Source organism: Streptomyces sp. HUAS 31, from assembly GCF_028198125.1.
Lineage (GTDB): Bacteria > Actinomycetota > Actinomycetes > Streptomycetales > Streptomycetaceae > Streptomyces > Streptomyces chartreusis.
In genome coordinates, this window is record NZ_CP116353.1 from 3,434,417 (window position 1) to 3,454,687 (window position 20,271).

17 protein-coding genes, 1 tRNA gene and 1 pseudogene are annotated in these 20,271 nt (G+C 68.5%); 5 read left to right on the top strand and 14 right to left on the bottom strand.

Annotation, left to right across the window (positions count from 1 at the left end; all coding sequences use genetic code 11):
- Positions 1-97: 97 nt before the first annotated feature.
- From PGH47_RS15080 to PGH47_RS15095, 4 genes are all read right to left on the bottom strand, one after another.
- Complete coding sequence (locus PGH47_RS15080; RefSeq protein WP_271663866.1) at positions 98-766, bottom strand: hypothetical protein; 669 nt, start codon at positions 764-766, stop codon at positions 98-100.
- Entirely contained in the window at positions 763-1,209 is a 447-nt protein-coding gene (locus PGH47_RS15085; protein WP_271663867.1) for an acyl-CoA thioesterase, read from the bottom strand. Before PGH47_RS15085 ends, PGH47_RS15080 begins: the two co-directional genes overlap by 4 nt.
- 6 nt (positions 1,210-1,215) lie before the next feature.
- Positions 1,216-2,880 carry an energy-dependent translational throttle protein EttA gene (gene ettA / locus PGH47_RS15090; RefSeq protein WP_269644595.1) on the bottom strand — a complete coding sequence of 555 codons (1,665 nt, stop codon included), beginning with the start codon at positions 2,878-2,880 and terminating at the stop codon, positions 1,216-1,218.
- A 205-nt stretch (positions 2,881-3,085) separates the two neighbouring features.
- On the bottom strand, positions 3,086-3,400 hold the full coding sequence (locus tag PGH47_RS15095; RefSeq protein ID WP_271663868.1) for a hypothetical protein: 315 nt from the start codon (positions 3,398-3,400) through the stop codon (positions 3,086-3,088).
- A gap of 156 nt (positions 3,401-3,556) precedes the next feature.
- Here PGH47_RS15095 and PGH47_RS15100 point away from each other — a divergent pair, with 156 nt between their 5' ends.
- The 4 genes and pseudogenes from PGH47_RS15100 to PGH47_RS15115 all read left to right on the top strand — a co-directional run bounded on the left by PGH47_RS15100 (position 3,557) and on the right by PGH47_RS15115 (position 8,175).
- Entirely contained in the window at positions 3,557-4,135 is a 579-nt protein-coding gene (locus PGH47_RS15100) for a hypothetical protein (protein ID WP_271663869.1), read from the top strand.
- Positions 4,136-4,468: 333 nt separating this feature from the next.
- The gene (locus PGH47_RS15105; RefSeq protein WP_271663870.1) at positions 4,469-5,701 is read left to right on the top strand and encodes a CAP domain-containing protein; all 1,233 of its coding nucleotides are present in this window, start codon (positions 4,469-4,471) and stop codon (positions 5,699-5,701) included.
- A 614-nt stretch (positions 5,702-6,315) separates the two neighbouring features.
- Positions 6,316-6,783, top strand: a pseudogene (locus PGH47_RS15110) (tyrosine-type recombinase/integrase); the annotation flags it as partial.
- A 1,098-nt stretch (positions 6,784-7,881) separates the two neighbouring features.
- Positions 7,882-8,175 (top strand): hypothetical protein, encoded by a 294-nt coding sequence (locus tag PGH47_RS15115; protein ID WP_126901540.1) that lies wholly within the window; start codon positions 7,882-7,884, stop codon positions 8,173-8,175.
- Positions 8,176-8,424: 249 nt separating this feature from the next.
- Here the strand turns inward: PGH47_RS15115 and PGH47_RS15120 are convergent, their stop codons facing one another.
- The 4 genes from PGH47_RS15120 to PGH47_RS15135 all read right to left on the bottom strand — a co-directional run bounded on the left by PGH47_RS15120 (position 8,425) and on the right by PGH47_RS15135 (position 14,794).
- The gene (locus PGH47_RS15120; RefSeq protein ID WP_271663871.1) at positions 8,425-9,846 is read right to left on the bottom strand and encodes a Cys-Gln thioester bond-forming surface protein; all 1,422 of its coding nucleotides are present in this window, start codon (positions 9,844-9,846) and stop codon (positions 8,425-8,427) included.
- Positions 9,847-10,105: 259 nt separating this feature from the next.
- Complete coding sequence (locus PGH47_RS15125) at positions 10,106-10,573, bottom strand: single-stranded DNA-binding protein (protein ID WP_271663872.1); 468 nt, start codon at positions 10,571-10,573, stop codon at positions 10,106-10,108.
- Positions 10,574-10,843: 270 nt separating this feature from the next.
- Positions 10,844-13,183 carry a GTPase gene (locus tag PGH47_RS15130; protein WP_271663873.1) on the bottom strand — a complete coding sequence of 780 codons (2,340 nt, stop codon included), beginning with the start codon at positions 13,181-13,183 and terminating at the stop codon, positions 10,844-10,846.
- Positions 13,184-13,186: 3 nt separating this feature from the next.
- A complete protein-coding gene (locus tag PGH47_RS15135) occupies positions 13,187-14,794 on the bottom strand; it encodes a dynamin family protein (protein ID WP_271663874.1) in 1,608 nt (535 codons plus the stop codon).
- 321 nt (positions 14,795-15,115) lie between these two features.
- Here PGH47_RS15135 and PGH47_RS15140 point away from each other — a divergent pair.
- Positions 15,116-15,188: transfer RNA gene (locus PGH47_RS15140), tRNA-Arg, on the top strand.
- Between the two features lie 177 nt (positions 15,189-15,365).
- Here PGH47_RS15140 and PGH47_RS15145 read toward each other — a convergent pair.
- Genes PGH47_RS15145 through PGH47_RS15175 form a run of 6 tightly spaced genes read right to left on the bottom strand, consistent with a single transcriptional unit; the run spans position 15,366 to position 20,262 of the window.
- Positions 15,366-16,760 carry a tyrosine-type recombinase/integrase gene (locus tag PGH47_RS15145; RefSeq protein WP_271663875.1) on the bottom strand — a complete coding sequence of 465 codons (1,395 nt, stop codon included), beginning with the start codon at positions 16,758-16,760 and terminating at the stop codon, positions 15,366-15,368.
- On the bottom strand, positions 16,760-16,957 hold the full coding sequence (locus tag PGH47_RS15150; protein WP_126901546.1) for a helix-turn-helix transcriptional regulator: 198 nt from the start codon (positions 16,955-16,957) through the stop codon (positions 16,760-16,762). The genes PGH47_RS15145 and PGH47_RS15150 overlap by 1 nt, the downstream gene beginning before the upstream one ends.
- A complete protein-coding gene (gene repSA, locus PGH47_RS15155; protein WP_333938036.1) occupies positions 16,954-18,333 on the bottom strand; it encodes a replication initiator protein RepSA in 1,380 nt (459 codons plus the stop codon). Before repSA ends, PGH47_RS15150 begins: the two co-directional genes overlap by 4 nt.
- Entirely contained in the window at positions 18,330-19,838 is a 1,509-nt protein-coding gene (locus PGH47_RS15160; RefSeq protein WP_333938037.1) for a DNA cytosine methyltransferase, read from the bottom strand. The genes repSA and PGH47_RS15160 overlap by 4 nt, the downstream gene beginning before the upstream one ends.
- Entirely contained in the window at positions 19,838-20,074 is a 237-nt protein-coding gene (locus tag PGH47_RS15170; protein WP_271663876.1) for a hypothetical protein, read from the bottom strand. Before PGH47_RS15170 ends, PGH47_RS15160 begins: the two co-directional genes overlap by 1 nt.
- The gene (locus PGH47_RS15175; protein ID WP_271663877.1) at positions 20,071-20,262 is read right to left on the bottom strand and encodes a hypothetical protein; all 192 of its coding nucleotides are present in this window, start codon (positions 20,260-20,262) and stop codon (positions 20,071-20,073) included. The genes PGH47_RS15170 and PGH47_RS15175 overlap by 4 nt, the downstream gene beginning before the upstream one ends.
- Positions 20,263-20,271 lie beyond the last annotated feature (9 nt).

The following is a 20,271-nucleotide window of genomic DNA, read 5'->3' on the forward strand; positions in this document are numbered from 1 at the left end:
TACCGTGACCAAACAGTAATACGGTGCGGCGGCCGTGCCCAGCCGGCCGGCCTGGACGTGGCGAGCGGACTGCCGGCGGCTTCCGCGACCGCGGGTGTCAGCGGACGCTGACGTCGAGCGCGCCGAGCCCTGCTCGCCGTACGGCGATCGACCCGTACGGCGTGCGCAGCCGTAGCCACGCACCGGACGAGAGCAGCGCGAGCTCTCCGGTGGCGCGCAGGAATCCGAGCGACTGTGCCGCGTGCACGGCCCGCACCGGAAGATGGGTGTCCCCGACGGTCCGGGACCAGATCTCCCGCCCGATCCGGTCGAGTTCGGCGCGGGTACGCCGCTCCTCCGCCAACTCCTGTGTGCGCGACCGGAATTCCGCGACACCCGAGCCGATCATCGCCCGCAGGGCGTCGGGCGCGGGCAGCCCCGGCACCGGCCGCCATCCGCCGCGCGGCGGGAGCACCCCGGCCCACGGCGGCCCGGTCACGGCGTCCGGTACGACGGCGGTGGCCGCCGACTCGTCGACGGACTCCAGGAGCTCACCCGCGGACACGGTCACGTCCAGCGTGACGTCGAGTCCGTTCTCGTACGGCTTCGCCAGACGTACGGCGCGGATCGCCAGCACCTCGAAAGAGGGCGGGCGGCCGAAGACGGCGAGCGCGGTGCCGGCCGCCTGGAGGCGGACGGCGGCGCCGCGGTCGTAGTGGAGCAGCCGGGAGAGGAAGGCCGCGAGATCCGCCGCCTCCCCCTCGTCGGCGAGGTGGAGCACCGTCATGCGGCGACGGCCTCCTCCTCTTCGGTCCCGCCGGCTTTGCCGGCCTCGCCGGGCTCGTCGTCCATGTACTCGCGGAGGAACTCCTTCTCCTCCGCGGTGATCCGGCGCGGCCGCTCCGCCTCGAAGTCGAACGGCACGACCACCGTCGAGGCCCGGACGTAGACGACGTCGTCGTCCTTCACCTCACAGGTGATGGTGAAGGACGCGGCCCTGATCTCGGTGATCCACAGCTCTATGTCCACCGGGTGGTGCCGGTGGACGAGCTGCCGCTTGTAGTCGATCTCGTGGCGCGCCACCACCGACCCCTGCCGGAAGTCCTTCTCCGGACGGAACAGGAAGTCGATACGGGCTTCCTCCAGGTAGCGGACGAAGACCGCGTTGTTGACGTGCCCGTACGCGTCCATGTCGGACCAGCGCAGGGGGCAGCGGTAGATGTGGCGCAAGATCGATCAGCCCCGGGTCAGCTTCTTGTAGGTGGCACGGTGCGGACGGGCGGCGTCCGGGCCGAGACGCTCGATCTTGTTCTTCTCGTACGACTCGAAGTTGCCCTCGAACCAGAACCACTTGGAGTCACCCTCGTAGGCGAGGATGTGCGTGGCGACCCGGTCGAGGAACCACCGGTCGTGGGAGACGACCACGGCAGCGCCCGGGAACTCGAGCAGCGCGTTCTCCAGGGAGGACAGGGTCTCGACGTCGAGGTCGTTCGTCGGCTCGTCGAGGAGCAGCAGGTTGCCGCCCTGCTTGAGGGTGAGCGCCAGGTTGAGGCGGTTGCGCTCACCACCGGAGAGGACACCGGCCGGCTTCTGCTGGTCGGGTCCCTTGAAGCCGAAGGCGGAGACGTAGGCCCGCGAGGGCATCTCGACCTGACCGACGTTGATGTAGTCGAGCTCGTCGCTGACGACGGCCCACAGCGTCTTCTTCGGGTCGATGTTCTCGCGGCTCTGGTCGACGTACGAGATCTTGACGGTCTCGCCGACCTTGATGGCGCCGGAGTCCGGGGTCTCCAGACCCTGGATCATCTTGAAGAGGGTGGTCTTGCCGGCGCCGTTGGGGCCGATGACGCCCACGATGCCGTTGCGCGGGAGCGTGAAGCTGAGGTCGTCGATGAGGACCTTGTCGCCGAAGCCCTTGGTGAGGTTGGAGACCTCGACGACGATGCTGCCGAGCCGCGGGCCCGGCGGGATCTGGATCTCCTCGAAGTCCAGCTTCCGCATCTTGTCGGCCTCGGCCGCCATCTCCTCGTAGCGGGCGAGACGGGCCTTGGACTTGGCCTGACGCCCCTTGGCGTTGGACCGCACCCACTCCAGCTCTTCCTTGAGGCGCTTGGCGCGCTTGGCGTCCTTCTGCCCCTCGACCTTGAGACGGGTCTGCTTGGTCTCGAGGTACTTGGAGTAGTTGCCCTCGTAGCCGTGCAGGCGGCCGCGGTCGACCTCGCAGATCCAGCCGGCGACGTTGTCGAGGAAGTACCGGTCGTGGGTCACGGCCACGATGGTGCCCTCGTACTTGGCGAGGTGCTGCTCCAGCCAGTTCACCGACTCGGCGTCGAGGTGGTTGGTGGGCTCGTCGAGGAGCAGCAGGTCGGGGGCCTCCAGCAGCAGCTTGCACAGCGCGACGCGGCGCTTCTCACCGCCGGAGAGGTTGACGACGGGCCAGTCGCCGGGGGGGCAGCCGAGCGCGTCCATCGCCTGCTCGAGCTGCGCGTCGAGGTCCCAGGCGTTGGAGTGGTCGAGGTCCTCCTGGAGCTTGCCCATCTCCTCGAGCAGCGCGTCGGAGTAGTCGGTGGCCATCAGCTCGGCGATCTCGTTGAACCGGTCGAGCTTGCCCTTGACCTCGGAGACGCCCTCCTGGACGTTCTCCAGGACGGTCTTGTCCTCGTTGAGCTTGGGCTCCTGCATCAGGATGCCGACGGTGTATCCGGGCGACAGGAAGGCGTCACCGTTCGACGGCTGCTCCAGCCCCGCCATGATCTTCAGAATGGTCGACTTACCGGCACCGTTCGGGCCGACCACACCGATCTTCGCGCCGGGCAGGAAGTTCAGCGAGACGTCGTCAAGGATGACCTTGTCGCCGATTGCCTTGCGCGTCTTGCGCATGGTGTAGATGTACTCAGCCAAGAGAAACCGTCCGGCAGCTTGAAATCAGGCAGTGGGCAGATACACCCCATCTTGCCCGACCGCTACCCCTGGGGGGAAACGCGTATAGCTGGTCGGCCCTGACCTGGGGTTTCCCTCTTGGCGGCTCTGGCTCGACTGTCAACGTCGGTGGCTGCCGGTCGGCCTCGGGCACCCTTGCACGGCCCAGGGACGGCCCAAGAAATGATCACTCGGCAGACGTCCGCCACTCATCCAGCCTGACCCTCACCTGATGGTTGTGGCTGTGCCAGAAGACTTCGCCCTCCACGGAGGCCCCCAGAGCGGGTAGATCCATCCCTAGCGGCATGGCCGAGATCTCGGCCAGCGCCACGACGACGGGCACACCTTCTATACGTATGAAGACGCCGAAGGGCTGTCGGCCGATGACCTCTCCAGTTATGTGGGTCCCCACTGGCAGAGCTGCGACGGTCGCCGCCCAGCTCCCGATAACTGTGTCTGCGTCCGGCAGGTCCGGGCCCGTGGGCCATGCGTACTCATCCATCAACAGATCATGACGCAGTCGGCGACAGGGGCTTGGAAGGCGCTTGGCCTACCCACCAAAGATCGGCCACTGACCCAGGAACCTGCCCCTTCAGATGGAGGCTCGTCACCCCTGAGCACCCCGCCCACGTGTCCTTCAGCAGGACACCGGAGGCGGGTGTCGAACGCTCGGTCTACCGGCGACCGTGAACCGGCTTCGGGCCATGTCGAATGCGCCTCGACGGCAGCGATGCACACCCAGCGCGAGCACGCCGACTACCTGCTCGGTCGGCGCGCGCACTACATCGTGATCATGAAGGGGAATCAGAAGAAGCTCCGTAAGCAGCTCAAGTCCCTGCCCTGGAAGCAGACTCCGCTGCAGTCACGCACCCGCGACGCCGGCCACGGCCGGGGCGAGATCAGCTTGATCCGTGACCACTGGAAGATCGAGGCCCTGCACCACGTCAGAGACGTGACGTTCGCCGAGGACGCCTCCCAACTACGGACCGGCACCGCACCTCGCGCCATGGACACTTGGCGCAACCTCGCCATCGGCGCTCTCCGCCTCGCAAGGAGCACCAACATCGCCGCCAGCCTGCGGCGCAACGCCCGCGACACCAACAGGCCGCTCGCTCTCCTCGGCTCACATGATCACGAAACGGACGGCACATCACTTCGCCGAAGCCCTGCCCCAAACCCAATTCAGATACAGGTTCCTTGTCCAAGGTGCGAGCAGATTTCCGCGGTGAGATCCTGATAAACAGAGCCTATCGGGGTCAAGGCTCAAAGTGTCGCCCGGGGCGGCACCACCTGCGGAGGGTCAACCTCTGGGATTTTCCCGTCTCCCGTTTCAGCTGGTCATGAAGCCAAAGCCCTGGTGCCCGCGAAGCGATGAGGCGCCATTGAAGTGAGAACCGGCAGTACTTGTTCAGCTCCCACCAGCACTACAACCCCGGGGTAAATACGTTGGGCTGCGGCCCATTTGTCAATCATCGATCGCCCTTTACGGCCGCACAGAAGGTTGCGAATCATGCCTCTCTCTGCCCCCTTCCCAGTCGCATTCAACCCTTGGGACCGCTTCGTTGTGACGATGGGCAACCGCATCATCGTCACCACCAACGACGGCGCTGTTTGGGGCCATGATGTCACCGGCAACACCATCGGACCGGCCTTCGCGTTTGGCGGATCCAAGGCGGCATTCAACCCTTGGGACCGCTTCGTCGTGACGATGGGCAACCGCATCATCGTCACCACCAACGACGGCGCTGTTTGGGGCCATGATGTCACCGGCAACACCATCGGACCGGCCTTCGCGTTTGGCGGATCCAAGGCGGCATTCAACCCTTGGGACCGCTTCGTCGTGACGATGGGCAACCGCATCATCGTCACCACCAACGACGGCGCTGTTTGGGGCCATGATGTCACCGGCAACACCATCGGACCGGCCTTCGCGTTTGGCGGATCCAAGGCGGCATTCAACCCTTGGGACCGCTTCGTCGTGACGATGGGCAACCGCATCATCGTCACCACCAACGACGGCGCTGTTTGGGGCCATGATGTCACCGGCAACACCATCGGACCGGCCTTCGCGTTTGGCGGATCCAAGGCGGCATTCAACCCTTGGGACCGCTTCGTCGTGACGATGGGCAACCGCATCATCGTCACCACGCAAACCGGTAGAGTTTTCGGACATGACGTCAACGGCAGAACCGTCGGGCCGCCCTTTCCTATGAACTTCGTTTCCGTCTGCCAGGCAGCTGAAGAGCCGTACGCGATCTACGCTGATACCGTTCCCCAGTCTCAGGCGGATGTTGGAAATATCGCGCACGCGCTCCTCTACCTCGTGAACCGAGAGCGCATTGAGCGCAATCTGGAACCGCTGTGCTACAACTCCCAACTTGCTATCGAGGCACGGGGCCACTCCGACAACTGGGCCAGCGATCCAAGTCGAGGCTGCCCTCCCCACAATCCCCCACTCGTCTGCTCTCACTACGATTCGCGTCCTGGTCGCATGTGGCCGGAAGACCGCATCGTCAGATCGGGCTACGGGCCACACCCCAGTTGGGGGCCCGAGAACACGTACAACGGTGGCGGAGTGAGTGACGGTCGCGATGTCGTGCCTGCCGGATGGAACTGGGCCACTGCTAAGGCCGCGGTCCACTGGTGGATGAACCACCACCCCGAGAACAACTATGAAAAGAACGGTCACCGCAAGACCATTCTCAACACGACGTTCAAGGTCGCCGGTCCCGGAATTGGCCGCTACATCGATGGGTTCGGCAACCATGCTGCGACCTTCACCATGATGTTCGGAGACCTCTGAAGCGACTCGCCCTGGGGTGGAGGCTCATTGCGCGCGGTCTTGCCGACGTTCGCACGACCGCGTACAGAAGCCGTTCCAGCAGGCCCGACACATCTGCATGAACCAGCTGTCTCCAGTTCGCAGCCGTGTGCTCCCGATCGCTGGTGTCCGTGGCTTGTTGGTGTCACCAATCAAGGCGGTCTTGACATCCGACCAGAAGAGCGGCTGCTGGTGTCCCCGTGCTTGCAGCCAATCAGCCATCTCTCGGCAGCTACTCACATATGCGTGGGCAGCCTCCGGGCTGAGATTGAGAGGCATTCGGTGTGCAGCCCGGTTGCGGACCATGCTGAGTTCCAAGATCGAGATCTTGATGTTCTGCGGAAGGTTCAGGCGGTCAAGCAGCCGAGTGATGGGCAGGGGGCCACGCTCGGACGTCCCAAGCTCAAGCTCCTCCAGCCGTCGGAGCTCAGCTTCTACGTGCCGCCATGCCGCAACAGCAGCTGACTCCGGCTGTGCCCTTGCGTAGGACAGGAGCAGATCTTCGGGATCTACTCTCTCCCTGCGGATTCGCACGTTGGCGGCTTCCGTGTGCTCCTCACTGGAGCCTTGCCCAAGGAGCATTTCGCCCCGGGAGAGCTCTCGCCGAACACATGGAGCGCTTCCCGCCCGTCGAAGTGACCTTGCCCTGGCTGACCCCGACCGGCCCCAAGGTGACGCACCGCCTCGTCTTCACGAGTGGCATCGGCGCAGCCATCTGGAGCCAAGGGTTCAACGACCAGGTGTGGAAGCCCGCGTTGGCATCGGCCGGCATCATCCCGGCCCCCGAGAAGGGCGAGCGGTACGCGGCGGCCCGCGAACACGGCATGCACGCCCTACGCCACTCCTACGCCTCGGTCCTTCTGGACGCGGGCGAGAAAATCAAGGCCCTGAGCCTCTACCTAGGACACAGCGACCCCGGTTTCACGCTCCGCGTGTACACGCATCTCATGCCGTCCAGCGAGACCCGGACCCGAAACGCCATCACCGCGGTGTACCAGACTGCCGGTCACTCTCACGACAGCCCAGCAACGCACGACGGCACAGAGACAGCCCAAGCCGCCTGAATTGGCCGCTCATCGACAGGAGACCTGCTGGTGAGGGGCCATTTTGCCCCACTCGCTGCACCAGTAGATACGGGCAGGCAATGGCGCCAGGGCGCAAAAGGACCTTAAACGCCGCTGCACTGCGGGCAGGATGCCGCTGACGTAGTCCTGTCAGTCAGGGGGGCATATGGGAAGCGCACTCATCGGGTTAGCCGCTGCACTGGTTGGCGTTACAGGCACGCTTGCTGCTTCCGTCCTGTCGCAACGGCTCCTGGCCCGCGTCCAATCGGATCAGTTTGAGCGTCAGCAGCAGGCAATCGAAGCTCAGTGGCACCGTGAGCAGCAAGTAGCTGAGTTGGACCGCCGACGCGGCGGCTGCATGCAAGTCAACGCCTCTTTCCGGCGCTACCGAACCCAGCTCATGAACTTCCTATGGACTGTGCACAAAGGAGCTGTCACCCCGGATGAGCGCGAGTTGGTCGAGGAGGCCCGACGCGACCACCACTCCGTCTTCGCTGAAGCTCAGCTGGTCGCGTCCACAGCGGTTCTAGCCGAGCTTGATGAGATGACGACCGCGCTGTCTGAGGTCTACCGGAGGACGATGTGCTTGGAAGAAGGGAATCCGGACCCGGATGGGTCATTCGACGAGATACGGACAGACCTCGTTCGGCTTTGGGAGCGATGGGAGAGGATGCGCGCTGTGATGCGCGCCGACCTCGGCCTCGGAAGCGTTAGAGCGAGCCACCCTCAATCGGCCCCTGAAGTGTCCGCTCCCCCATCCGACGGCCAGGGGCGGCCGAGGCTGCCTGACACGGCCCCTCATCGGCGGGAAACCTGCTGGTGAGGGGCCTTTTCATGCCCTCTCGCGGTAAGTAACACCCCATCTTGCCCGACGTCCAGCCCGCGACGGAAACCCGTATACCGGAACGCCCCTCACCTGGGGTTTCTCCGACGGTGCCGTGACTTGCCCGTCACTGTCGGTCGTGAACGCCCCGCGTGGCAACGGCGTGACTCTCGGCGCGTCGTCCGGATATGCCGGGATTCTTCACATTAACCTCTCGTAACTGTACGGAGTCGATCCGTTACGGATCGCACCCACCTCACTCCATCGGAGATGACATGCACAAGCTTCAGAAGGCTGCCGTCGTGGTCGTCGCCCTTGGCAGCGTCGGCCTGCTGGGCACCGGCACTGCGACCGCCCAGGGCATGGACGGGCACGGCGGCAAGGGCGGGGACAAGGTCAGCGTGCTGCAGAGCTCCAACTGCAAGTCGCACGACCTGAACCTCGACGTCCTCGGCCAGGTCGGCATCCTCAACGGCGCCCTGGGCAACGCTCTCAACGGCGAGGGCAACACGGGCGCGCAGGACACCCACCTGGGCTCGACGATGGGCTGCGACAACAGCGCCTTCTGAGTCACCGCCTCGGTACGGGGCTCCTGACCACGCCTCATGCCGTGCCGAACTCGGCACGGGGCGTGGGCGGGTGCGGTCCGGTGCACCAGGCGCGACCTACCGGTGGAGTACGGGCCACGTCAGTCGGCCCATGGGTTGTCCCGCCGACAGCAGCGCACCGACGCCCAGGCGTCCCGGAAAAGCGGCCAGGGGCCTGATCCGAGCAACGGATCAGGCCCCTGGCCGCATGTGTGGCTTCCCCGGCCGGACTCAGTCCTGGGCCGACGCCTCCCTCTTGCGCACGATGACCAGTGCCGCACCGCCGAGCACGACGAAGCCGATCGCGACGCCCGCGATCAGGGGGGTCATGGAGGAGCCGCCGGTCGCGGCGAGGTTGGTGTCGTCGGACGCCGAGCCGACCGTCGCGGGGCTCGGCTCGTCGAGGGTCTGGGTGACGGTGCCGGCCGCGTCGGCCTCGCCCGCCTGCGTCATGCAGTCCAGCACGCCGGTGAACCGCTTCTCGAAGCCCGGCCCCTCGATGGTGAAGTCGTACGCCTGGTCCTCCTGGAGGGGGACCGTCACCGTGCGGGACTCGCCCGCGGCGATGCTGTACTCGATGCCGAGCAGCTCGAAGGTGAACGGTGCGTCGCCCTCGTTGGCGGCGGTGATGTCGACGCCGCCCTTGTCGCAGTTCTCCGCCGCGGACAGGGCCGGTATCGCGCCGGTCTCCGCCCAGGTCGCGCTCGCCGTCGCCGAGACGGTCGACTCGCTGGAGCCGGCCAGGATCTGGGTCTGGCTGCGGCTCTCGGCGGCGAAGGCACGCCCCACCGGCACAGTCGTAGAGGCCTGCACGGTCAGTTCCGCCTGGCCGTCCGCGGCGTCCTCGGGGACGTCGAAGAACACCTGGGCGCCGTTCGCCGCGGTGGTGACGACCTTGCCGTCCTTGTCGACGATCCGCACCCCGCTGGTGGCGGCGTCGGCGGGCGGGGTCAGCGTCACGCCGTCCGCGTCGGTGCGCACCGTCACAGGGCCGAGCCGCTCACCGGCGTGCCCGGAGACCGCCGGCGGCTCCAGCGTCAGCGACGCCTCGGGCTCGGCGACGCCGCGCGCGCTCTTCTCCAGGTAGTCGGCGAGCTTCTCGGCCTGCGGGTCGACGGCGTCGACCTCGACCCCGTCCGAGTAGCGCCAGATGGCCACCTGGGTGCCGGCCGCCGCGTCCTGCTCGGTGAGACCGCCCTTGAAGCCCGCCTTGGCGGCGAGTGCCGCGAGGTCGTTCACCTGCGGGTAGGAGTTCTGCAGGATCCAGCGGATCTTGCCCGCGTCCTCGTTGGCGCCGAGCGAAGTGCCGCTCCACGGTGTCTCGTGGTACTTGGCGTCGCGCTGGGTGGGGTTGTGGATGTCGACGCAGTACGTCTGGAGCATGCCGCCGCCGTCGACGGACATCTCGAACAGACCGGCCGAGATCTCCTGGTCACCGGAGTCGGTGTGGACGACCGCGCCGCCGTACGTCTTCAGGCCGCCTATGGTGGCGGTCGCCCCGCCCTGGCTCGGCGCCGTCGTGTCGGCAGCGGGCGCGGCCGCGGCGGTGCCGGCCAGCACCGTGACGGCGGCGAGCCCGGACGCCAGGGTCGCGGCGGCCAGACGCGCCGCCCCTCGCCCGCGCGCCGACAGCGCTGAGAACGCAGCAAACACAGAATTCCCCTTCGAGCAGGACCCGTTGGCGTGGGGGAAGGTCCCACCAGCAGACTCTTAAGCCCCGAGAGCTATGCCCGGCATCCTAAATACGTGGCGCACCACGCTTCCCGGGGATCCCGCCGCCGGGCCGATCCGACTCGGAATCGTTATCGCCAAGATCCCTTGCGAGCAGGGCTTATCGACAAATCCACCGGGTCCGTTCGGCGCGCATTCATCGATAAGCCGCAGTTCGGTCAGGCCTCTGCAGTGACTGACGTCACGTCACTACCGCTGGTTCCACGCCCTGTTGGGATTCGGAGTCGCCCGGGGCCGGCGTCTCCCAGTCCGGCTCGGGTTGCGGCGGTCCCGCGGCGATCGCCGCATCCGGCCTCGACCCACGTCGGAAGGCCGAGGTGCCGCGCGCCAGATCGTGGCCGATCGCCAGCGCGTCGATGTCCGCCGAGGTCCAGCTCTGCCCCTCGCGCACGTCCGAGCGCACCTTCAGCCTGCCCTGCACCACCACCGGGTCGCCTACGTTCAGCGAGGCGGCGGTGTTCGTGGCGAGCTGGCGATTGGCCCACACCGTGAAGAAGTTGGTGTGGCCGTCGGTCCACTCGTTCTTCCCGCGGTCCAGGTAGCGCGAGGTCACCGCCAGCCGGAAGCGGGCGGACGGTCCCGTCGCCAGCTCCCGGTACACCGGCTGCGTCGCCACGTTCCCCACCGCGCAGACGATCGTCTCGTTCATCGCATACCCCTCCCTCACCCGGCCGCTCGCGCCGGGCGGATACGCCGACGGGCCCGTCCCGTACGGCTGCGTCCGACCCGACGGCGGCGCACCCGGACGTACCGGGTGTGCCGCCGTCACCGCGGTCGACCGCTTCCGTCACGATCGCCGCGAAGCCAGACTGCCTCCGTCGGGCCGAGCCCGCAGAGCCCTGTGGATCACCGCCGGACTGTCGATATCTCCGTCACCCACACGGGTGGCCGCACCCACCCACGCCCGGCGGTGCCCCGCTCACCTGCCGGTGGACCCCACCCCCATGACCCGCCCGTACTGCTCCCGGACCTCCCGGTACCGCAGCAGCTCCGCCGCCACCGGATCCAGCACCCGGGCCCGCCCGCACCCGGCCGCCGCCTCCCTGAGCCGTCGTTCCGCGTCGGTGCCGTACCGTCGCGCCGGCCCTCTTGCCGCCATCCGGCAGCCCCACTCGACGAACGGGCCGCCGACGATGCCGGCCACCATCAGCAGCACCGGCACGCCCAGGTTGGGCTCCATGACGCCGACGATCTGCGCCACCAGCCACAGCCCGCCGACGATCTGAAGGATCGTCATCGACGCCTGCACCAGGACGGCCGCCGGCCACCAGCCCGGACGCGGTGGCCGCCCAGGCGGCAGTCCCGCCCGCGCGGCCAGGTCGTCCAGCGCCTCGGGCAGCCCCTGGGCACCCCGTACGGCCGCTTCTCGCACCGCCTGCGCCCACGGCGTGGGCAGCCCGGCGGACGCCCGGTCGGCGACCGTGCGCACCGCCTGTTCGACGCGCTGGCGCGCGGTGGCCTCCTCGTCCGTCTGCGTCCGCAGGGACAGCCGTCCCGTCGGCGGTTCGCTCCGGTCCTGGTACCACCGGTACAGCCGCAGCCAGGGCGTCCCGCACGCGCGGTTGGCGTTGCGCAGCCACGCCCGCTCGGCTGCCTCGCCCGCGGCGGTCGCGCCGATCGCGTCCGCGAGCCGGGCCGAGAACTCGTCCCGGGCCTCCTCGCTGAGCCCGGTCCGGCGCCGCGCGGCGTACACGGGCCGAAGTCCCAGCCCGGCGGAGTCCACGTCGGCGGAGATCCGGCGCGCCGCGGCCCCGCGTTCGGTCACGAACTCGCCGAGCGCCTCCCGCAGGTCGCCGACGCCGTCGCCGGTGAGCGCGGACAGCGCGAGCACGACGGCGCCCGGTTCGCCGTGCTCGCCCAGCGCGATGCCGTCCTCGTCGAGGAGCCGCCGCAGGTCGTCGAGGACCTGGTCGGTGGCCTCCCCGGGGAGCCGGTCGGTCTGGTTGAGGACGACGAACATGATCTCGGCGTGCCCGGCCATGGGCCGCAGATAGCGCTCGTGCAGCACGGCGTCGGCGTACTTCTCCGGGTCGACGACCCAGATCACCGCGTCGACGAGCGCCAGGACGCGGTCGACCTGCTCGCGGTGCTGTACGGCCGCCGAGTCGTGGTCGGGCAGATCGACCAGGACGAGCCCGCGAAGCTGCCCGTCCGAGGCCGCGTTCTGCGCGGGGCGGCGCCGCAGACGGGGCGGGATGCCGAGCCGGTCGATGAGGCCGGCCGCGCCGTCGCTCCAGCTGCACGCGAGCGGCGAGGAGGTCGTCGGCCGCCGTACGCCCGTCTCCGAGATGGTCACCCCGGCGAGCGCGTTGAACAGCTGCGACTTGCCGCTGCCCGTGGCGCCCGCGATGGCGACGACGGTGTGCTGCCCGGAGAGCCTGCGCCGCGCGGCGGCCTCGTCGAGCACGCGGCCCGCCTCGGCGAGGGTCTTGCCGTCGAGCCGGGTGCGTGAGAGCCCGACCAGTTCGCGCAGCGCGTCGAGCCGCGACCGCAGCGCCCCGTCGTAGGCGAGCGGCGTCACGGACTGCTGCGGCCCCGAGGAGGCCCGCGCCTCCACGACGGGGGGCTGCTCCACGGGGGCGGCCTCGTTGACCCGCCGGGCGATCAGGCCGTCGTCCCAGGGGGTCGAGGCCTCCGCGCCGGTGGACGGGTCCGTGCGGGGTGAGGAGTCCGTACGGGACGGGGAGTCCGTACGGGGTGAGGGGTCCGTACGGGGTGAGGGGTCCGTACGGCGGGTGGGTTCCGTACGACGGGTGGGTTCCGTACGGGAAGCCGGTTGCTCCCTGCGGCGGGTGGCGCCGCCCTCCCCGCGGGCCTCCTTGCGGGCGCCCGGGTCGGTGACGCTCCCCCGCGCGGGGGTGTCGCCGTCGGCCTTGGGGTTGTCGGGCTTGCGGCCGCCGGGCTCGGGCACGGCCGGGCGTGCGGCGGCGTCGGCTTCGCTCTTCCGGCCGTCACCCGAGTCGGGGACGTCCTCACGCGCGGGCGAGTCGTCGGCCTCCACGCGTGCGTGGACGTCGTTCGGCCTTCCCTCCCGCTTCGCCGGCCTTCTCCAGAGCCTGCGTCTGTCCTGCTCGTCGGCGGCCACGGAGCCCTCGCTCTCGGCCGGCTGCTCCGCCTCCGCGCGGGGGGCCCGCACGGGGAGGAGGTTGTCGGCGGCGCCTTCCATGGGGGTGTCGTTCACGCGCTCGTCGTCCTTGGTGAGGCCGTCCTCCTGCTGATCGGCGTGTTCCGTGTGGTCATGGTCAGTGACGGCGGTCACCGGTCACCTCTCCTTCTGCAGTACGGACAGCGCAGCGATGAGTTCGGCCTGGGGGTCCGGGTGGACCTCCAGGGAGTCGAGCGGGGCGAGCCGTCGCTCGCGCTCGTTGTGCATGACCCGGTCCAGATGCTCGGTGAGCAGCCGCCCGGCGCGGTCGCGCAGCCGCAGCGCCCCGTGCGCCCCGATCCGCTCGGCGAGCCCCTCCCCCGCGGACCGCGCCCGCCGGCTGCCCAGCAGGGCGGTGGCGACGAGGGCGGTCACCACCTCGGAGTCCGGGGCGACGCTGCGGTCGAGGTAGCTCACCTCGTCCTCGGCGTACTCCTCGAGCTCGCGGCGCCAGCGCCGTACCGCCATGCCGATGCGGTGCTCGACGCTCGTCGGCTTGGGGTCACGGTCTGTCAGCTCGGGAGCTGCGGCTGCCGGTTCTCGCTGCCAGGCGTCGTCCACGCGCTCGTCGGCGGCGGTGACCGCGCACAGCAGCAGCGTGCTCAGGCTCTCCACCAGCGAGTCGAGGAGTTCGCCCGCGGTGCAGTCGAGCGGGAAGGCCCGCCAGCGCTTGAGGGCGTCCCCGGCGAGCACGGCGCCGGCCTGGAGGCGGCCACGCACGCGTGCGTACTCGCTGTCGTAGGCGCTGTCCACGGCCGCGGTGAGCCGCAGGGCCGCCGAGTACTGGGCGGCGGCCGCGCTGGCGAGCTCGGGCATGCGGGACTTGAGGGAGTCCAGGAGGCCGTAGGCGGTGCGGGCCATGACGTGATCGCGTGCCGCGGGGTCCTGGGCCTGGTGGACGAGCCAGGTGCGCAGCCCCGCCACCGCGGTGGCCGGCAGCAGCCCGCCGCCCCAGGCGGACTCCGGCAGCTCGGGCACGGTGAAACGGGGCACCTCGCCGAGGCCGGCCTTGGTGAGGAGGGCGCCGTACTGGCGCGAGACCTCGGAGACGACCTGGTGGGGCACCCGGTCGAGGACGGTCACGAGGGTGGCGTCGTACTCCTTGGCGGTGCGCAGCAGATGCCAGGGGACGGCGTCGGCGTAGCGGGCCGCCGTGGTGACCATCACCCAGATGTCGGCGGCGCAGATCAGTTCGGCGGCGAGGGCACGGTTGTCGGCGATGAGGGAGTCGATGTCGGGCGCGTCGAGGAGGGCGAGGCCGGCCGGCAGCGTATCGGCGGTCTCGATCCGCAGCACGCGTTCGCTGTCCTCGCCGGGCAGCATCAGCTCCTCGGCCGGGTCGGGTTCGGGCACCCACACGCGTGTGAGGTCGGGCAGTACGCGCATCCCGCTGAACCAGTGATGGTCCTCGGGATGACAGACCAGCACCGGGTTCCGCGTCGTCGGGCGCAGCACGCCCGCCTCGGTCACGCGCCTGCCCACCAGGGAGTTGACGAGCGTCGACTTGCCGGCGCCGGTGGAACCGCCCACCACGGCCAGCAAGGGTGCTTCGGGCTCCTTCAGGCGGGGCACCAAGTAGTCGTCGAGCTGTGCGAGCAGTTCGTCGCGGTTGGCACGCGCGCGTGGCGCTCCCACGAGGGGCAGCGGGAAGCGTGCGGCCGCGACACGGTCGCGCAGGGCGGAAAGTGCGTCGAGCAGCTGAGGCCGTACGTCCAAGGTCACCACATGCGAAGAATGCCCAATTTTAGGGGAATTCTGAAGCATATGAGCATGTCTGCGCGCCGATAGGACACAAGGGACGGAAGGGGCGACTGGGACACAGGCACAGTCCAGGCATAACGAGTGCACAACACCCGGTGCGCGAGAGGCCAAAAGCGGTGCACGATTCGTACCTGCCTGCGATTATCAGGACCGCTTCACCGAACCTCCACATCGAGCCACGGAGGCGAAGCAACAGGGACACGGATGCGGGAGCCCTATCCTTGTCCCCGGCAACGTCACGGTTCGGCCCACACCCGGGCACCACGAACGAGGCCACCACAACCGGCCCCCGTAGCTCAGTGGATAGAGCAGGCGCCTTCTAAGCGCTTGGCCGCAGGTTCGAGTCCTGCCGGGGGCGCCCAGTCTCCGCCCTCCTTCGGGAGGGCGTTTTTGCTGTTCAGAGCGGGTATCGCGCAACATGACGAAGCCCCAGACGCTCCCCTAGCGATCAAGGGAAGAATCCGGGGCTGTCCGGCTGTCACCGGGTTTCTGCGGGTCGCCGTGTCGAATACGTGTCGACGTTCTTGGGCGAAGATCAACCAGCGTCGGGCAGCTCGGGGAGGTCTCCGGCGGCCTCAAGGCGCTTCTTCAGGTCCGAGAGTTGCCCGTCGACGCACCGGGCGTAGGTGGCGAGGAGCACCGGCACGCTGTTCCCAGCCCACTCCGCTACCTGCGCGGGCGGAATCCCATCGTTGAGCCACTTGGTGAGGCGAGTGTGCCGGATGTCGTAGACACGCTTCCCGGTCGGCGAATCGAAAACGTGCGGCGCCAGGACCGCCAGCCGAGCGCTGCGCCATGCCCGACGGATAACGGAGCCCGCGAGGATGCCGCCGTTCTCGCCCTGGAACAGAAGATCACCCGGCTTGAGCTCTTCGTCCTCGATGTGCTGCCGCAGGATGCGCGTCAGGGCGGGATGCCCCGGCACCGTTCGCGTGTCCCCTTCGGCGCGGCCCTTTAGGTCACGCTGCTCGTGGATCTCGCCCGTATCGGTCCACTGCTTCCCGACTTCCGGAGTCGCGGTGTGGATCATCAGTTCACACCAGTGGTCATCGGCGTCGATGTCGGGCAGGCTCACGTCCCGCACGCGCATGGCTACGGCCTCTTCGGGGCGTGGTCCGCAGTAGTACAGCGTGGCGAAGAAGGCATGCAGTCGCTTGCCGCCGCGGGACCGTCGACGGATCCAGTCAAGGAGCACCGCCGCCTGGTCGGAGTTCATCAAGCTGCGCTTGTCCACGGCATTGGTCGTCTTGGTGGCGGTCGTCGCCTCCTTGCCCTTCGGAAGGGGGTTGGTCCGCAGGATCCGCCGCCTGATGGCGTACCTCATGACGACGTTGAGGATGCGGCGATGCCGCTTGCGAGACCAGGCCGCCGCCTGCTTGCCGTCGAGCCGGGTGTCGATGGCCTGTAGGACATCATCGACCTTCTCGAGGTCCTCCCAGGCCGAGACGGGAAGGGAGTTCCGCTCAACCCATCTGAGGATGGTCACCACGTCCCGCGGTGCTTCCGATCGGCGGTTGGCGTTGAACGCCCACTCACGCAGGGCTGTCCGCACGGCCACGGGATTGAACTGGCTGGGCTGTGCGCGGAGCAGTGCGAGAGTGGTTGCCGTGAGCGTCTTGGCGGTGTTCTTTCGGCTGTTGCCGCCAAGTTGAGACCACCGGGCATCCACGTATTGAACGGCGAACTTGTACCAACTCATTGCCGCCGACTTGGAGCGATGAGACACCGGCAGCCCGGTCACGATGACGAACGCTTCGCCCTTGCCGGTGGCTTGGATCAGTTCAGAGCGGAAGCCCTCAGCGAGCGCAATCGTGTCGAACGGCTCGCGCCAGCGCTTCCCAGCGACCACCCAGCGCACCGTGTACGTGGTCTTCCGAGCACCCTTGTACGTGAGGATCTTGTAGACCTTGACGTCGTACGTCGTCTCCATCAGGCGACGTCCTCCCGGTCATCGAGCCAGTTGTCGAGGTCGGTCCGCCGGATCCTCAGGTCACCGTTCGGGAGCTTGATGCAGCGGGGTGCGCGTCGCTTGGCACGCCAGTCGTAGAACGTCGAACGCGAGACGCTCAGTTCGTCGCAGACCTCAGCAAGGGTGAGCATGGTCCGTGATCGGACGGCGGTCGTCATGTTGTGCTCCCTTCGCCGACCAGGGCGTCGTGGGCGGTTTCGCGGTTGAGTTGGAGGCCGCGGGCGATGGAAGCGGCGAGGGTGGATTCGCCGGGTGTGTGGCCGTGGCCGGCGTACTGCCAGGAGGCGAGGACGAGCACGGTGTCCGGCTCGTGGCCGTCGAGGCCGAGGGCATCGCGTTCCTGGGCGGCGCGGTAGTCGGCGCGGATCTGCCGTAAGACGCTGAGGGTGGTGGAGTAGCAGCGGGATTTGGAGCTGAAGTGACCGCGGAAGCCGAGCATGTGTGCCCAGGCCCGTAGCCGACGGTCTGGGTAGGCCGCGTCGAGGTCGAAGCATGCTTCGATGAGGCGGCGGGGGTGTTCGGGCAGGCTGAGGAGGGTGATGGCTTCGCGGTTGCCGATGCGTCGGTCCACGGTGCCGGTGTTCTCGGCTGCTTTGGTGGCGTACTTGGCGACGTAGGAGGCCACGGCCTGTTCGGTGATCTCGGAGTCGTCGCCGAACGCTTTGATGGGGCGGATGTCGAGCTGTCGGCCCCAGCGCAGCTCCCAGCCGTGGGGGAAGCCAGCAGCTTCGCGCGCGGGGACTTTGGCGGTGACGTAGGGGTGTGCCACGGTGTCATGAATGGCGCGGGTGAGTAGTTCCGTGTTCGCCCATGAGGGTGGTGCGGTGTCAGGGCCGTCGGGTCCGTCGATGCGGATCACGGCGTGGAAGTGGACGGCGCCGCGCTTTTGGAACTCGGCGACCTTGCCGTACGACAGGCGGGCGACGTCTTTGAACGCCTTTTGTGTGATGCCGACTTGGGCGGCGATCTCGCGGCGCAGCCGGTTGACGAAGCGGTGCCACAGGTCGCCGGCGTGGTTGTTGAACAGCACTGCCCCGGCGTAGTCGTACGAGTCGGGATGGAGCGGCGTACCGAGTGCCGGATCGTCGTCGCGGTGGGCGCTACCGCAGCGGCAGGTGCCGTGCGTGGGCCGGTTGTGGACGGGGCCGAAGGACGGGGCGGTGAGGGTGGCGAAGACACGGGGCCGGTTGCGGATCGTGGCGGGGATCTCGTGTCGGGTGTCGCCGACGAGCCCGGCGCGAATGAGGTGGTAGGTGTCGCCGGCGTAGGTCCAGGCGCAGGCCGGGCAGCGGGAGGCGCGGCGGTTGCCGCAGGCTATGCGCAGTCGGCCGCCCGGTTCGGTGTCGGTGTTGTAGCTCCGCAGCGTCTCGCCGGTGGCCTTGTCTTTGGTGATGGACCAGCCGGTGAGGTGGATCGGGTCGGAGCAGCCGCCTGTGCGGCGGATCTGGTCTTGCCAGCGATCGAAGCGGGGGGAGCCGGCCACCCGCAGCATGTCGCCGAGGGTGGCCGGGTCCGTCAGGAGATCAGGTGTCACAGGACCTCCAGGAGGGCGGAGGCGATCCACTGGGCCACGTTCGCGGGCACGGCGTTGCCGGCCTGTTTGGTCTGTTCGCCGCCGTGGCCGAGGACGGTGTAGTCGTCGGTGAAGCGCTGGGCGCGCAGGTGCTCGCGCGGAGAGAGCATGCGGAAGTAGCAGTCCTCCACATCGATACCATCCGGGGTGGCGTCCGCGTCGAGGACGAGCCCGGCGGATTCGCGGGTGGCGATTGTGTGCAGCGGCGTTGCGGTCGTGGTCGGTCCGCCCTTGCGGTAGGGGATCACGAGGCCGTGATGGTTGCCCCCGGCAGTGATCGAGGCGAGCGGATCAGCGATCGCGCGCGTGGTGGAGCCGCCGCCACGGTGCTCGGTGATGAACGGCGCGGGCAACAGGAGGGCTTCGCTGTCACGGGTGGTCCTGGTCCGCGCGGGCACGGTCACCGGGGACGCGTCGGTGTTCCAGCTCCCGCCGGCCGGAACGAGCAACGGCGGCACCGCCAGGCCGTCACCGATGCGGACCGTGCGGGTGGGCAGCGGCGCGGCGAGTGCGGGGAAGGCCCGTCCGTCGCCGGTGTCCGAATGGTTGACCGTGACGACGGAGGGGACGCGGTGCTTGGCCAGACCCAGCTTGATCTTGCGGAGGGTGGAGGCGGCGAGCGGACCGCGGCCATGCGCGGCGCGGTCGCCGATGCGGATGCCGGGGTCGGTCCAGTTGATCGCGGCAGCTGCGGGGCGGACGTATGGTTCGACGACCTGATGGCGGCACGCCGGGTTGGGGCACCGGTAGTCGTACTGCTGACGGTACTTGCCGATCTTGCGGCCGTTGCGCCAGGACTGCACCGCCAGCACGTCCGTCTCGCAGCCTGTGCACCAGGCGGCGGGCCTCACGTCGAGGTTCGGGGCGCACATGTCGGTGCGGGTGAAGACGATGAAGATGCGGTCCCGCCACTGCGGGGCGTGAGCGTTGTCGTCGTCGCCGACGTGAGCGGCCGACACGGAAACGATCTGATGCCTGAAGCCGAGGATCTCCATGCCCTGCAGCCACCAGGAGAACAGCGGCCAGGCGGTCGCGAAGCGGGGCACGTTCTCACAGACCACGGCGTCGAAGTTGTGCACCTCGGCAGCGCGCAGGATGTCGTACGCGGTCGCCCTCGTGCGCTCCCAAGCCGCATCGGGCATAGGCCCCTCTTCGAACAGGTCCAACTGGCCAGGATCCACGGCCCGCTTGGGTCGGCTCACGCCATCTGCCGGACTGCCCTCCGTGCAGATCGGAGAGCCGACCAGGACCCGAGCCTTGGGCAGGCGCCGCATGTCGTAGTGATCAAGGTCCACACAGAGGTGTTCGGCCTCGGGGAAATTCGCGGCGTGGGTCTCGACCGCACGGGCCCAGTGGTTGGCACCGAGCACCACGTCAAAGCCGGCGCGGCGGAATCCGTCGGAATCGCCACCTGCCCCGCAGAACAGGTGAATGGAGGTCGGTCGGGAGGTGGCGGATCGGCGCATCACCGGATCACCGCCGAGCCCACGGCGGGGGCCATGGTGTCCAGGACATGCGCGGCCTCAACGAGGGCGACGGCCAAAGCGCGGACCGCCTTGGAGGTGCCAGGCGCGGCCATCAGCGCGATGTCCACCGGACCGCCGCTGATACGGACACACACGAAGGGGCTCTGATCACCGAAGACGGTGACCCGCGATTCGGTGTCCGGCTCGATATGCGCGGAGACGGTCAGCGAGTTCATGCCGCGACCTCCCACTCGGACGTGTGCAGCCGACGCACGATCCGGGTTCCGGTGCCGTGGCAGGCCGGGCAATGGGCGGTGATGGTGCGCAGGTGGCCGTGGCGGTCGCGTCCGCCGAGGGTGACCTTGGCGGAGGCGAAGCCGTCGCAGTCCGGGCAGATGCGTGCGTTCGGGGCGTTCTTCGGCATGATGGGCCT